Source organism: Brevundimonas sp. Br13 (genome assembly GCF_055391505.1).
The window spans coordinates 411,788-425,093 of record NZ_AP044008.1 but is presented as its reverse complement, the minus strand read 5'-3'; the positions used below and the strand labels follow the sequence as shown (position 1 = coordinate 425,093).

Genomic DNA, 13,306 nt, shown 5'->3' with positions numbered 1-13,306 from the left:
GCGTTCTGTGGATAAACCATATCGTCAGCCCCATCAACGGCGTTTCCCGAATCGGGATGCGCGCGCCAATCCTCAGGCGGCGACGTTCAACTTCCGGGCCAGGGATTCGATCTCGTTGCGGATCGAACCGGTGGAGAGGTTCAGCAGATTGTTCAGGCCGCGCCGTGCGGCCGTCAGATCGGCCGACAGGATCATCCGTTTGACCGGCCCGACCCCGCCCGCAGGCGCCGACAGGCGGGTGAAGCCCAGGGTGATCAGGGCGAAGGCCTCCAGCGGCCGGCCCGCCAGCTCGCCGCAGATCGAGACCGGGGTGCCGGTGTCGGCGCACGCCTTCTGGATGGTCTGGAGCGCACGCAAGGTGGGCGGCGACAGAGGGTCGTAGCGGTCCGACACCAGGGGATTGGTCCGGTCGGCGGCGTACATGTACTGGAACAGGTCGTTGGTGCCGATCGAGACGAAGTCGGTCAGGGGCAGAAGCGCGTCCAAATGCCACAGCAGGGACGGGCATTCGACCATGGCGCCGACGCGCAACAGGGCGGGCAGGGCGCGGCCGCGCCGCCGAGCCCAGGCGCATTCGACGTCGACCAGTTCGCGCGCGGCCCGGAACTCGTCCACCGTCGCGATCATCGGGAACATGACGCGCAGTTCGCGGCCCGCCGCCGCCGTCAGCAGGGCCCGAAGTTGCATCCGCAGCAGGGACGGCCGGTCCAGGCCCAGGCGGATGGCGCGTCGGCCCAGGGCGGGGTTTTCCTCCCGCTCCGCCTCCAGATAGGGCAGGACCTTGTCGCCGCCGATGTCCAGGGTGCGGAAGGTGACGGGCCGGTCGCCGGCGGCGTCCAGCACCAGCTTGTAAAGGGCGGTCTGGGCGTCCAGCCGGGGCAGTTCGTCCGAGACCATGAACTGGAATTCAGTGCGGAACAGGCCGATGCCTTCCGCCCCCGTCTCGTTCAGATTCTCCAGATCCACCGCCAGGCCGGCGTTGGTCAAAAGGCTGATCCGCTGGCCGTCCAGGGTCACGGCGGGGGTGTCGCGCAGCTGGGCGAACTGGGCCCGGCGCTGGTCACGCACGGCCATTCGCGACTGGACGGCCTCGATCATGTCGGGGCGCGGGCGCAGATAGGCCTCGCCGGTCTCCCCGTCGGCGATGACCACATCGCCTTCCGACAGCCGGTCGCGCAGCCCCATCAGACGACCGACGCAGGGAATCTGAAGCGCGCGGGCCACGATGGCGGCGTGGCTGGCCGCCGACCCCTCTTCGAGCAGCAGGCCCTTCAGCTTGTCGCGCGGATATTCCAGCAGATCGGCCGGACCCAGGTTGCGCGCCACCACTATGGCGTCGTCGGGCAGTTCGCGCTCGCCCGGCTTGTCGCCCGCCAGCACCCGCAGCAGCCGGTTGGCCAGGTCTTCGAAGTCGTGCAGCCGCTCGCGAATATAGGGGTCGCGCGCCTGGGCGAAGCGGGCGCGGTGTTCGTTCCTGACCCGGTCCACCGCCGCCTCTGCGGTCAGGCCGTTTCTCACCGCCTCTTCCAGCGACCGGTTCCAGCCCCGGTCGTCGGCGAACATCCGATAGGTCTCCAGCACCTCGAACGAGGGACCGGCCAGGCCCTGGCCCTTGTCCAGCATGGCGTCCAGGCCGGTCTTCAGCGAGGCCAGGGCCAGCTTCAGGCGGGCCTCCTCCAGGCCGGGGTCCTCGGCCAGCAGTTTTTCCGGCGGCAGGGGCGCCTCGTGCAGCACCACATGGCCGAAGGCCAGGCCGTCGCCGAACTTCTGTCCCTTCAGACGCTCCGGCCGGTGCGGCGCCAGTTCGACGTCGCGCAGCTCCTCCTGGTCCAGCAGTTCGCCCGAGGAGACGGTTTCGGCCAGGACCATGGCGATGGTCTGGATGTCCTCGACCTCGTCTTCGTCATAGCGCCGCTCAGTGCGGTTCTGCACCACCAGCACGCCAATGGCGCGGCCGCCGCGCAGCAGCGGGGCGCCGAGGAAGGCGTGATAGGGGTCTTCGCCCGTTTCCGGACGATAGGAGAAGGCCGGATGCGACGGGGCGTCCGACAGACTGATCGGCTGGGCGGTCCGCGCCACTTCGCCGACCAGACCCTCGCCTGGGCGCAGACGGGTGTTGTGGACGGCGCCGGGGTTCAGACCTTCGGTCGCGAAAAGCTCCAGCTCGCCCGAGGCCCGGCGCAGATAGATGGAGCAGACCTCGGCGACCATCGACCGGGCGATGATCTGCACCACCATGTTCAGGCGGTCCTGAGCCGGGGTCGCGCCCGCGCCCGCCCCGCCCAGAGCCTCGCGGATCTGGCGCAGGAGGTTGCGTGGTCCCCTGGTCATCGCGCCGCCTGCCGGCATCATGGCTCCCGCGCCTCGGCGCCGCAGCGCCCGTTCAAATCACCTATACAGCGTCCAGGCCGTAAGCCGAATGGAGGGCGCGCACGGCCAGTTCGGCATAGGCGGCGTCGATCAGCACGCTGATCTTGATCTCCGAGGTCGAAATCGCCTGGAACTTGACCCCCTTGTCGGCCAGGGCCTTGAACATGGTCTGGGCCACGCCGGCGTGGCTGCGCATGCCGACCCCGACGACGGAGACCTTGGCCACGTCCTCGTCGACGCGGATCTCCTCGAAGGCCAGGTCGGCCTGGGCCGCCTTCATGATGTCGGCGGCGCGCACGGCGTCGCGGCGGCCGGTCGTGAAGGTCAGGTTCACCGTATTGGCGGTGCGGGCCTGGCTCTGGACGATCATGTCCACATTGACGTTGGCCTCGGCCAGACGGGTGAAGACGTCCGCGGGGGCGTCCACCCGGTCGGACAGGCCCAAAAGGGTGATGCGGGCCTCGTCACGGCTCATGGTCACGCCGGACACGATGCGTTTTTCCACGATCTCCTCCTCGTCGCAGATCAGGGTTCCGCCCTTGTCGGGCATTTGGCCGGACTCGTCCGGTTCGATGAAGCTGGACAGAACCCGCACCGGCACCTGTTTGGCCATGGCGAGTTCGACCGATCGGGTTTGCAGCACCTTGGCCCCCAGGGAGGCCATCTCCAGCATCTCCTCGAAGGAGACCTTGTTCAGGCGCCGTGCGCGGCTCTCGATGCGGGGGTCGGTCGTATAGACCCCGTCCACGTCGGTATAGATGTCGCAGGGGCAGGACAGGGCGGCCGCCACGGCGACGGCCGAGGTGTCGGATCCGCCCCGGCCCAGGGTGGTGATCTTGCCGTCGGGGGTCACGCCCTGGAAGCCGGGCACGACGGCGATTTCGCCGCTGTCGACTGCGGCGCCCAGTTTTTCGCCGGGGATGTCGACGATGCGGGCGCGGCCGTGGGCGTCGTCGGTGACGATCGGCACCTGCCAGCCCATCCAGGACCGGGCGTTCAGACCCATGTTGCGCAGCGTCATGGCCAGGAGGCCGGACGTCACCTGTTCGCCCGAGGCCACCACCACATCATATTCGTCGTCGCTGAGCGGCAGGCCGGCGGCGGCCGGGCCGGCGCCGTCGGTCCAGGCGACCAACTCGTTCGTCTTGCCGGCCATGGCCGAGACGACGACGGCCACCTTCTTTCCGGTCGCGGCCTCTGCGGCGACGATCCGCGCCGCGCGACGAATGCGTTCGAGGTCCCCCATGGAGGTGCCGCCGAACTTCATCACCAGTCGTGTGGTTTCGGGCCGCGTCATCGTGGCGTTCCGCCCCCTGCTTGCGTGAAAGGGCGCGAAGGTCCATCCCTCGCGTCATGACCGCTTCTAGCGACGCCGCACCGTCTCGCCTACCCCGCGAAGGGCATGGTTTTTCGCAAAATTCGCCTGAAGGCGCATTCGGCGCATCGATTGACCCGGCCGACGTCGCCCGCTTCTCGGCCCAGGCGGCCGAATGGTGGGATGCGCACGGGCCGTTCGCACCTCTGCATCGGTTCAATCCGGCGCGGTTGAAGCTGATCCGCGAGCAGCTGTGCGCCCGGTTGGGCCGTGATTCGCAGGCGCGCCGCCCGTTCGAGGGTCTGACCCTGCTGGACGTCGGCTGCGGCGGCGGGCTGATCGCCGAGCCGATGCGGCGGATGGGCTTCACCGTCACCGCCATCGACGCCTCGACCGAGAACATCGGCACGGCGCGGGCCCATGCCCAGATGGTCGGGCTGGACATCGCCTATCGCCCGGCGACCGTCGAACAGATGGAGGCGGAAGGGGCGGGGCCGTTCGACGTGGTCCTGACCATGGAGGTGATCGAACATGTCGCCGATCCGGAAGGCTTCGTGCGCGCCTGTTCGCGCCTGGTCCGGCCGGGCGGGGTGATGATGGTCGCCACCCTGAACCGCACCCTGAAGTCCCTGGCGCTCGGCAAGGTGGCGGCGGAATATGTGCTGCGCTGGGTGCCGGCGGGGACGCACGACTGGCGCCAGTTCCTGAAGCCCGACGAGATCCGGGCGATGCTGTCTCAGGAGGCTGTGACCGTCGAGGGACCCTATGGCCTGAATTACGATCCGCTGACCGACCGCTGGAGCCAGAGCGACGACGCGGGGATCAATTATATGATGGTGGCGACGCGGAACGCATGACCGGCGTCGTCATCACGGGCGGACCCGGTTCGGGCAAGACCAGCCTGATCGAGGCGCTGGCTAACCTGGGTTACGGCGTCGAACCCGAGGCCGGTCGGGCGATTATACGCCGGCAACAATCGGTGAACGGTCCCGCCCTGCCTTGGCGAGACCGCGCCCTGTTCGCGCAGCGCATGTTCGAGCATGACATCGAAGCGCATGACCGCAGTCGATCGGCCGACGGTGTAGTCTTTCACGATCGCGGTCTGCCCGACGTCATCGGCTATCTGACCCTTTGCGGTCTGCAGGTCCCTGATCATATGTCTGAGGCGGCGCGCACCCTGCGCTACCATCCGACCGTGTTTATCGCTCCGCCCTGGCCCGAGATCTTTGGACAGGACGCCGAACGACGTCAGGATTTCGACGAGGCGAAACGCACCTACGAGGCCATGGCCATGGCCATGGTTTATCCCCGCTATGGATATCGCCTCGTAGAAATGCCGAAGGCGACCGTCGCTGAGCGGGTCGCCTTCGTTCTCGATCAGATCGTCTGAGCCGCCGTCACACCTTGGCGGCGCGGCTCCGCGTCCAGGCGTACAGGCCGACCACGGCGACGGCGAAGCCGACGATCCCCGCCAGCATGGCCGGCCAGGTCGAACCCTCGGGCAGCATGGCGAACGGCGCGTCGTCGCGGGTGGCGACGATGACCCCGGCGGTGAAGACGCCGAACAGGCTTTCGCCCACGATCAGGCCCGAGGCCAGCAGCACGCCCATCCGCCGCGCCACATCGGCGTAACGGGTGCTGGACACGGCCTTGTCGTAGAGCCAGCCGCAGACGGCGCCGATGACCAGCATGGTGGTGACGGCGGCCGGCAGATAGAAGCCGATGCCGACGGCCAGGGGCGGCAGCTTGATCTTCTTGCCGGTCGCCTTCTCCAGCACGGCGTCCAGGAGGATGATGACCACGCCGATCACTGCGCCCAGGCCGATCAGGTCCCAGCGCAGGTCGCCGCCGATGACGCCGCGCGCCAGGGCCGAGATCAAGGTCGCCTGAGGCGCCGCCAGGGTCTTGGCGCCCTCGACGATGGCGGGCGGGCCGCCCTCGAAGCCGAAGGCCTGGTTCAGAAGGTTCAGGATCAACGGAATGACCAGGGCGCCGGCGCCGACGCCGACGATCAGGGCGACCTGCTGGCGCCAGGGCGTGGCCTCGACCAGCTGGCCGGTCTTCAGATCCTGGAGATTGTCATTGGCGATGACGGCGACGGCGAAGACCACGGCGGTCACGATCAGGGCGAAGGCGATGATGGACGGGTCTGCGGGCACGCCTGCGATCGCCATCACGCCCAGCATCAGCAGGGAGGCGATCACGACGGCGAGGATGCCGACGCCCGAGACCGGGCTGTTCGACGAGCCGATCAGGCCGGCCATGTATCCGCAGATGGCGGCCACGGCGAAACCGATCAGGACGACATAGACCAGGCCGCCGATCACCAGCAGGGGCGTCGATCCGGCCAGGGCCGGGGCGGTCTGGGCGAACCAGGCCAGAAGGCCGGCGATGCCGATCAGGCAGACGACCGAGATCCCGCCGACCAGCTTGATCGGCAGATCCTGTTCGGTCAGCTCCAGCGCCTCGCCGTGATTGCGGCGGGCGTTGGCGGCCAGGGCCGAGGTCAGGCCGCCGACCAGGGGGCCGGCCAGCTTGATCAGGGTCCAGATGGCGGCCACGCCGATGACGCCGGCGCCCATGAAGCGGACCTCGCGGCTCCAGACACGTCCGGCCAGCTCCTCGGCGCCCGTTCCGGCGGGCAGGGTGGAGGCGATGGAAGGAATGCCGTGCGCCGTCAGCCAGGCGACGGTGTCGGGGCTGGTCAGGATCGGCACGGCGATCGCCCAGGCCAGGATCAGACCGAACAGCTGGGCCAGGCCGACGGTCAGGCCGATCAGATGGCCCGCGCCCAGAAGGGCGAACTGCATGCCGAAGCCCATGCCGGTGGCCCCGCCCCCCAGAGCGGCCGGAAGCTTGAAGAACTTCGCCGCCTCGCCGGCGAAGACGCGACCCGCGACCAGCAGGGCGTAGCCGGCCGAGACGACCGCCCCGCCGACCACGACCCACAGGCCGGACTTGTTCTCGCGCACCGCGCTCTCGGTCTGTTCGGACCCGCGCGAGCCGACCTTCAGCACCTCGGCGGCGGCGACGCCTTCGGGATAGGGCAGGCCGCCGCCCGTCACCAGGGCGCGGCGCAGCGGGATGGAGAAGGTCACCCCCAGGACGCCGCCCAGGATGCAGATGGCCACCGACTGCCAGAAGGGAAACTCCAGCCACCAGCCGATCATCACCAGGCCCGGCAGGACGAAGATGATCGAGCTCATGGCCCCGCCGACCGAGGCCACGGTCTGGACCGTCATATTCTCCCAGATGGTCGAGGTCTTGAAGGCCCGCAGCACGGCCATGGAGATGACCGCCGCCGGAATGGCCGAGGCGAAGGTCAGGCCGACCAGCAGGCCCAGATAGGTGTTGGCGGCGGTGAAGATCACCGCCAGCAGGCAGCCCAGCACAAGGGCGCGAAGGGTCAGTTCAAGCCGGCCCTTTCGGGTTTGGGGCGCAGCGACGGCGTCAGTCATGAAGATCGGTTCCCACGTTCGACCGGGACGTAAGCCCATAACGGCCGCTGCGGCAACTGGTCACGCTCAGCGGACTCCTCAGGCGGGGAGGGGCTGGCTCCAGCGAAGGCGGCGCCGCGCCCGTCGGATCAGGCCCGGGGCGGCCACCGTCACCCGATAGACCCCCGCCATGACCAGGGCCGTGAGGGCCCAGGACAGCAGGATATCGGACAGGAAATGCCCACCGAAGGCCAGCCGGTTCATCGACAGGGCCAAGGCGTAGACGAGCCCCAGCGGCAGGACGGCCGGTCGCCACCGCGCCGGAGTGACGACCAGCAGGACGCCCACCATCCAGGCGGCGCTGGAGCCCTCGCCGGAGACGAAGGAGCAGTTGGACTGGCAGGCGTCGCTGATCACCCAGGCCGGGGTGAAGACCGCGTCGCCGCCGAACTGGTCGATCTGGACCGGGCGGGCGCGCCCCCAAAGGCTCTTGAACAGCAGATTGACGACCAGCCCCGGTCCGAGGGCCAGGGCCGCGACGGCGAACATCGCCCGCCGCGCTGCGGCGCCGACGGAACGCCCGCGCAGGGCCCGCCAGATCAGGCGGCCGATCACCCCCAGCAGCAGAAGGGCCAGGACCAGGGTGGAACTCTTGCGCAAGGCCTTGAGCACGGGATCGCCGGCCAGGAAGAAGCCGGCCTCAGGTCGGTAGAAGAGGCGGCTCACGGCGATGTCCACGCCCGGAAAGACCAGAAAATAGGCGCTGATCGCCAGGACGGCCGCCGCAGCCAGAACGGCTGCGTCGTCGCGCGTGAGACGAAGGCGAGCGCTCAAGTCCGTCCAGGACGAGAGGCGCAGACGCGGCGCGGGCGTGATGACGGACTGAGACACATTCCCCCCGGATTGGTCTGGAGACGCCAATGCCAGAGTGCGGTGTCGTTCCCGCGTCATTACGAACAATGTTTTCCAAACATCGGGGCGAGCACGGACGATCGACTTGGCCTAGGTTCCAAGACCGGCTAGGAGCGCCCCATGCCTGAACTTCCCGAGGTCGAAACCGTCCGGCGCGGCCTGACGCCGGTGCTGGCGGGCGCGCGTCTGTCGCGGGTGCGGATCAACCGGCCCGACCTGCGCTTTCCGTTCCCGGAAGGCTTCGTTGAGCGGCTGGAGGGGGCGACGGTCGAACGCGTGGACCGGCGAGCCAAATATCTGCTTCTGCCCCTGTCCACCGGCGAGACCTGGATCACCCATCTGGGCATGACCGGCCGTTTCACCCTGGACGGCGCCCAGCTGGGCGAGTTCGAGGAGGCGGCGCCCATCGCGGGCAAGCACGAGCATTTCAGCGGCTGCGCCGAGCGCGACGGCCTTGCGACCCGGATCGGCTACGCCGACGCGCGCCGGTTCGGCTTCATGGGCCTGATCCCCACCGCCCAGGTCGAGGCCCACCCCTGGTTCGCCGGCCTGGGGCCCGAGCCGCTGGGCAATGGCTTTTCCGGCGCCCATCTGGCCGAGGCCTTCGCGGGCAAGAGCCAGAACATCAAGGTCTCCCTGCTGGATCAGAGGATCGTCGCCGGCCTGGGCAACATCTATGTCTGCGAGGCCCTGTACCGGGCCCGGATCTCGCCCCTGGTGGCGGCCGGATCGCTGTCGAAGGCGCGGCTGGAGACCCTGGCCTCGGTGGTCCGCGACGTGCTGAACGACGCCATCGCCGCCGGGGGATCGACCCTGAAGGACTTCGCCAACGCCGAGGGCGGCCAAGGCTATTTCCAGCACCGGTTCGACGTCTACGGCCGCGAGGGCGAACCGTGCCGGGGCGAGGGCTGCACGGGGACGGTCGCCCGGATCGTCCAGGGCGGACGCTCCACCTTCTACTGCCCGTCCTGCCAGAAGCGCTGAGGCGACCGGCCGTCATGACGAACGGCCGTCGATCCTCTATGACCGGCGTCAACAGAGGAGACCGCACATGGCCGACGCCTATTCCACCCTTCTGATCGAACGCTGCGCCGACGGCTATGCGGTCGTGACCCTGAACCGGCCCGAGGCGCTGAACGCCCTGAACTCGACCCTGTTCGGCGAATTGGCGGCCTTCCTGGACGCGGTCGAGACCGACGACAGCGTGCGCTGCCTGATCCTGACCGGCTCGGCCAAGGCCTTCGCCGCCGGGGCCGACATCAAGGAGATGGCGGACCAGTCCTACGCCGACATGTTCAAGGGCAATTTCTTCGCCCTGGGCCATGACCGGATCACCCGGTTCAGAAAGCCGATCATCGCGGCGGTGTCGGGCTATGCCCTGGGCGGCGGCTGCGAACTGGCCATGCTGTGCGACTTCATCATCGCCTCCGAGACCGCCAAGTTCGGCCAGCCCGAGATCAATCTGGGCGTGGCGCCCGGCATCGGCGGCTCCCAGCGGCTGACGCGCCTGGTCGGCAAGTCCAAGGCCATGGACATGATCCTGACCGCGCGGATGATGGATGCGGCGGAAGCCGAGCGCGCCGGCCTGGTCAGCCGCGTCGTCGCCCCCGAGGCCCTGCTGGACGAGGCCCGCGCGGCGGCCGCCAAGATCGCCTCGCAAAGTCCCCTGGCGGTGATGATGAACAAGGAGATGGTCAATGTCGCCCTGGAGACGACCTTGACCGAGGGCGTCCGTTTCGAACGTCGCCTGTTCCACTCCCTGTTCGCCTTCGACGACCAGAAGGAGGGCATGGCCGCCTTCGTCGAAAAGCGCAAAGCCGACTTCAAGGGGCGGTGATCCAAGGCCGCGACCGTCAACCGATCGCCGTGATCCGGCGTTAGGAGGGCGTCATGCGCCGCCTTCTGCTCTCGCTCCTTGCGATCCTGACCCTCGTCCTGCCGGGCCTCGCCTTGGCTCAAGCCCCAGCCCCAGCCCCAGCCCCAGCCCCAGCGTCTCTGGCCCCCGCCTTCCGCTCTGATCGGATCATCGTGGAGACGCGAGGCGCGGGGCCGGACGTGATCTTCATCCCCGGCCTGGGATCGACCGGGGCGGCCTGGCGGTCGACGGCGGACAGGCTGGAGGGCCGCTATCGGGTTCATCTGGTGACGATCCGCGGCTTTGGTCAGACGGACATCGGCGCCAACGCCCGCGGCGCCCTGGCCGCCCCGGCTGCGCTGGAGATCGAACGCTACATCCGCGAGCACAGGCTGTCCCGGCCCGCTCTGATCGGCCATTCGCTGGGCGGTCAGATCGCGCTGCGCGTGGCGGCGGACATGCGTGGCCGAGTCGGGCGGGTGATGGTGGTCGATTCCGCCCCCTTCTTTCCGGCCCTGGTCGATTCCCGCGTCACGACGCGCGAGGTCGAGCCCCTGGCGCGCCTGGGCTATCAGGCCCTGATGCTGTTCGGCGACCAGGCGCTGAAGGGCCAGGTCTCGGCCCTGGGCGGGGACCTGGGCCTGGCCGGCGACATGGTGTTCGACGGCCTGGGCCTTCAGGGCGGCGACCGGCGCGTTCTGGCCCAGGGGCTGTACGAGGCCCTGACCGTAGACCTGCGGCCCCGGCTGCGCGACGTCTCGGCCCCGGTGACGGTGGTCTATGGCTGGACGCGGGATACGAACAATCCGCGCAACCGGCTGGAGGGGCTTTACCGCTACGGCTTCTCCACCCTGCCGCGCCCGGCCCAGTTCGTGCGCATCGAGGGCGCCGACCACCAGGTGATGATCGACCAACCGGCCCGGTTCCAGGCGGCCGTGGAGCAGTTTCTGGGATAGGCAAAGATCTTCCCCCGCTTGCGGGGGAAGTGTCAGCTCGTCGAGCGAAGCGAGACGGCTGACGATGGGGGAAGTTCCGCTTCTGGAAGAAAGAAGACTTCCCCCTCCGACCCTGGTTCGCTGCGCGAACGCCGGGCCACCTCCCCCGCAAGCGGGAGAGGGTCCTATTGGCCTTTGGCCTCGCGATAAATGTGATCGGTCACGGCGGGAAGATCGTTCAGCACGTCGCGGGCCGGAATCCGCAGGGTGCGTATGCCCTGCTCGAGCAGGAAGGCGTCGCGGCGCGCGTCCTGCGCCGCACGGCCGTCGTGACTGTCGCCGTCGATCTCGACCGCCAGTCGAACGCCGGCGCAGTAGAAGTCGAGCACATAGGGCGGTATCGGGTGCTGGCGTCGGAACTTCAGCCCGCCCAATTTCTCGCCCCGCAGCGCCTGCCATAGCTGGACCTCGGGCAGGCTCATGTCCCGCCGCCGATCGCGCGCCTTGTCGATGATGTCGGACGAACGACCTTCTTCGGGCTCCAGACCCTGCGCCAACGTCTCCAGCACCCCTTTGCCGTAGCGGTCCAGTTTCGACTGGCCGACGCCGGGCAGGGCGGCCAGGGCGGTCAGGTCGCGCGGTTGGGCCTGGGCGATCTCCAGCAGGGTCTTGTCCTGGAAGATGACATAGGGCGGGACGTGCTGTTCCGAAGCACGGTCGCGGCGCCAGGCGCGTAAGCGCTCGAAGCGGGCGCGGACGTCGGCGTCCATGGTCTCGAGCGCGGCGTTGCGGCCTTCGCCGGTCCGGTCGCGGCGGCCCGAGCTGGAACTGGAGGCGCGCACCGGTGCGCGGCGGACTTCGATCCTGCGCTCGGCCTTGTACACGGCGCGCACCGCCTCGGGGTCGCCCAGGCCGACCAGGGGCTTGCCGTCGTTCGGGTCCTCGACCAGCAGGCCCTCGAACAGCAGGTGGTCGACGATGTCGCGCCAGCCGTTGGGCGAGACGTCGGCGCCTATGCCCCAGGTGGACAGCTGCTGCTCCCACGGCTGGACGTCCTTGGTGCGGCCGGTCAGGTGGTCGATCACCCGGCCCCGGCCGAACCGGCCGCCCAGGCGCTGGACCGCCGCCAGGGCCTTCTGGGCGGGGACGGTGGCGTCATAGGTCTGGGGCGGGTCGCCGCAGATGTCGCAGACGCCGCAAGGGGCCGCATCGGTCTCGCCGAAATAGCGGCGCACGGCCTGGGCGCGGCAGACGGCGCCGTCCAGCATGGCGAACAGCTGGCGGGCCTTGCGCACCTGAACCTGTTTGACCTCCTCGGCCATCGGGCGGCCGTCCAGCCGGCGCAGGGTCCAGGCGATGTCGGAGGGGCCGTACAGGGTGATGCCCTCGGCCGGTTCGCCGTCCCGGCCGCCCCGGCCGATCTCCTGCCAATAGGCCTCCAGGCTGCCGGGCGGATCGGCGTGGATGACGAAGCGGACGTCGGCCTTGTCCACCCCCATGCCGAAGGCGATGGTGGCCACCATGACGGCCCCGTCCTCGGCTAGGAACCGCTCCAGACGGCGGTCGCGCTCCTTCGTATCCATGCCGGCGTGATAGGCTATGGCGTTGGTCCCGGCGTCGCGCAGGGCCTGGGCCACGCGTTCGCAGCCGTCGCGGCTGCCGCAATAGACCACGCCCGACTTGCCCCGCCGTTCGCGCACCAGTTCGATGACCCGGGCGTCGGTCCTGGCGCGCGAGGCGCTCTCCTTGCGCTCGGCCGACAGCTGCAGGTTCGGGCGGGCGAAACTGTCAACGAAGACCCGGGCTCCCTCCAGCCGCAGCGAGCGCAGGATGTCGTCGCGGGTGCGGGCGTCGGCCGTGGCGGTCACGGCGATGCGCGGGACGTGGGGGAACCGCTCGGCCAGCAGGCCCAGGTTGCGATAGTCGGGGCGGAAGTCGTGGCCCCACTGGCTGACGCAGTGGGCCTCGTCGATGGCGATCAGGCTGAGCGGCAGCTCGGCCAGCCGGTCCATCATGGCGCCCGCCGCCAGGCCTTCGGGCGAGACGTACAGCAGGTCCAGAGCGCCGGAGCGGGCGGCGGCCCAGATGGCCGACCGTTCGTCCAGCGAGACGCCGGAATCCAGCCGGGCGGCCGCCACCCCCTGCTGTTTCAGGGCCTCGACCTGGTCGGTCATCAGGGCGATCAGGGGCGAGACCACCAGGCCCAGGCCGGGGCGAAGGATGGCCGGGATCTGATAGCAGACGCTCTTGCCGCCGCCGGTCGGCAGGACGGCCAGGACGTCGCGCCCGGCCAGGACCTCGGCCACCACCTGGCTTTGCAGGCCGCGGAAGTCGCCATGGCCCCAGACCCGCGACAGCAGGGAGCGGGCGTCGGCCAGACCGGGCGTCGTGGCGGGGCGGGGCTGGGTCTGCGTAGCCGGCATCCGAAGGTTGTGCACTCTTTGTTCCGACCTGCGAAGCCCCTTCGACCGCTTTCACGGCC

10 protein-coding genes and 1 pseudogene are annotated in these 13,306 nt (G+C 69.3%); 5 read left to right on the top strand and 6 right to left on the bottom strand.

Going from position 1 to position 13,306, the window contains the following annotated elements; all coding sequences use genetic code 11:
* Positions 1–72 precede the first annotated feature (72 nt).
* Both ptsP and ACZ5M6_RS02110 read right to left on the bottom strand, forming a co-directional pair.
* A complete protein-coding gene (gene ptsP / locus ACZ5M6_RS02115) occupies positions 73–2,331 on the bottom strand; it encodes a phosphoenolpyruvate--protein phosphotransferase (RefSeq protein ID WP_464159495.1) in 2,259 nt (752 codons plus the stop codon).
* Between the two features lie 61 nt (positions 2,332–2,392).
* Positions 2,393–3,667, bottom strand: a complete 1,275-nt coding sequence (locus ACZ5M6_RS02110; protein WP_464159493.1) for an aspartate kinase — start codon at positions 3,665–3,667, stop codon at positions 2,393–2,395.
* Positions 3,668–3,723: 56 nt separating this feature from the next.
* Between ACZ5M6_RS02110 and ubiG the strand changes: the two genes are divergently transcribed.
* Together ubiG and ACZ5M6_RS02100 are read left to right on the top strand one after the other, a co-directional pair.
* Complete coding sequence (gene ubiG, locus ACZ5M6_RS02105; protein WP_464159491.1) at positions 3,724–4,542, top strand: bifunctional 2-polyprenyl-6-hydroxyphenol methylase/3-demethylubiquinol 3-O-methyltransferase UbiG; 819 nt, start codon at positions 3,724–3,726, stop codon at positions 4,540–4,542.
* Positions 4,539–5,075 (top strand): AAA family ATPase, encoded by a 537-nt coding sequence (locus ACZ5M6_RS02100; protein ID WP_464159489.1) that lies wholly within the window; start codon positions 4,539–4,541, stop codon positions 5,073–5,075. The genes ubiG and ACZ5M6_RS02100 overlap by 4 nt, the downstream gene beginning before the upstream one ends.
* 7 nt (positions 5,076–5,082) lie before the next feature.
* On the opposite strand, the gene ACZ5M6_RS02095 is transcribed toward ACZ5M6_RS02100, so the two are convergent.
* Together ACZ5M6_RS02095 and ACZ5M6_RS02090 are read right to left on the bottom strand one after the other, a co-directional pair.
* Entirely contained in the window at positions 5,083–7,143 is a 2,061-nt protein-coding gene (locus tag ACZ5M6_RS02095) for an OPT family oligopeptide transporter (protein WP_464159487.1), read from the bottom strand.
* 78 nt (positions 7,144–7,221) lie between these two features.
* Positions 7,222–7,956 (bottom strand): phosphatase PAP2 family protein, encoded by a 735-nt coding sequence (locus ACZ5M6_RS02090; protein ID WP_231681376.1) that lies wholly within the window; start codon positions 7,954–7,956, stop codon positions 7,222–7,224.
* Positions 7,957–8,154: 198 nt separating this feature from the next.
* On the opposite strand from ACZ5M6_RS02090, the gene mutM reads away from it, so the two are divergent.
* From mutM to ACZ5M6_RS02075, 3 genes are all read left to right on the top strand, one after another.
* Entirely contained in the window at positions 8,155–9,018 is an 864-nt protein-coding gene (gene mutM, locus ACZ5M6_RS02085; protein WP_054764254.1) for a bifunctional DNA-formamidopyrimidine glycosylase/DNA-(apurinic or apyrimidinic site) lyase, read from the top strand.
* 67 nt (positions 9,019–9,085) lie between these two features.
* Positions 9,086–9,871, top strand: a complete 786-nt coding sequence (locus ACZ5M6_RS02080; protein WP_054764253.1) for an enoyl-CoA hydratase — start codon at positions 9,086–9,088, stop codon at positions 9,869–9,871.
* A gap of 53 nt (positions 9,872–9,924) precedes the next feature.
* Complete coding sequence (locus ACZ5M6_RS02075; protein ID WP_464159484.1) at positions 9,925–10,845, top strand: alpha/beta fold hydrolase; 921 nt, start codon at positions 9,925–9,927, stop codon at positions 10,843–10,845.
* A 164-nt stretch (positions 10,846–11,009) separates the two neighbouring features.
* On the opposite strand, the gene ACZ5M6_RS02070 is transcribed toward ACZ5M6_RS02075, so the two are convergent.
* Together ACZ5M6_RS02070 and recQ are read right to left on the bottom strand one after the other, a co-directional pair.
* Positions 11,010–11,306, bottom strand: coding sequence for an endonuclease domain-containing protein (locus ACZ5M6_RS02070; protein ID WP_197273363.1), 297 nt, complete (start codon positions 11,304–11,306; stop codon positions 11,010–11,012).
* Positions 11,307–11,375: 69 nt separating this feature from the next.
* Positions 11,376–13,247, bottom strand: a pseudogene (gene recQ / locus ACZ5M6_RS02065) (DNA helicase RecQ); the annotation flags it as partial.
* Positions 13,248–13,306 lie beyond the last annotated feature (59 nt).

Bases quoted from the DNA above. Each gene is read 5' to 3' on its own strand.
- mutM (WP_054764254.1), top strand. From the start codon at position 8,155: ATGCCTGAACTTCCCGAGGTCGAAACCGTCCGGCGCGGCCTGACGCCG.
- ACZ5M6_RS02100 (WP_464159489.1), top strand. From the start codon at position 4,539: ATGACCGGCGTCGTCATCACGGGCGGACCCGGTTCGGGCAAGACCAGC.
- ACZ5M6_RS02070 (WP_197273363.1), bottom strand. From the start codon at position 11,306: ATGAGCCTGCCCGAGGTCCAGCTATGGCAGGCGCTGCGGGGCGAGAAA.
- ubiG (WP_464159491.1), top strand. From the start codon at position 3,724: ATGACCGCTTCTAGCGACGCCGCACCGTCTCGCCTACCCCGCGAAGGG.
- ACZ5M6_RS02110 (WP_464159493.1), bottom strand. From the start codon at position 3,667: ATGACGCGGCCCGAAACCACACGACTGGTGATGAAGTTCGGCGGCACC.
- ACZ5M6_RS02080 (WP_054764253.1), top strand. From the start codon at position 9,086: ATGGCCGACGCCTATTCCACCCTTCTGATCGAACGCTGCGCCGACGGC.
- ACZ5M6_RS02075 (WP_464159484.1), top strand. From the start codon at position 9,925: ATGCGCCGCCTTCTGCTCTCGCTCCTTGCGATCCTGACCCTCGTCCTG.
- ptsP (WP_464159495.1), bottom strand. From the start codon at position 2,331: ATGACCAGGGGACCACGCAACCTCCTGCGCCAGATCCGCGAGGCTCTG.
- ACZ5M6_RS02095 (WP_464159487.1), bottom strand. From the start codon at position 7,143: ATGACTGACGCCGTCGCTGCGCCCCAAACCCGAAAGGGCCGGCTTGAA.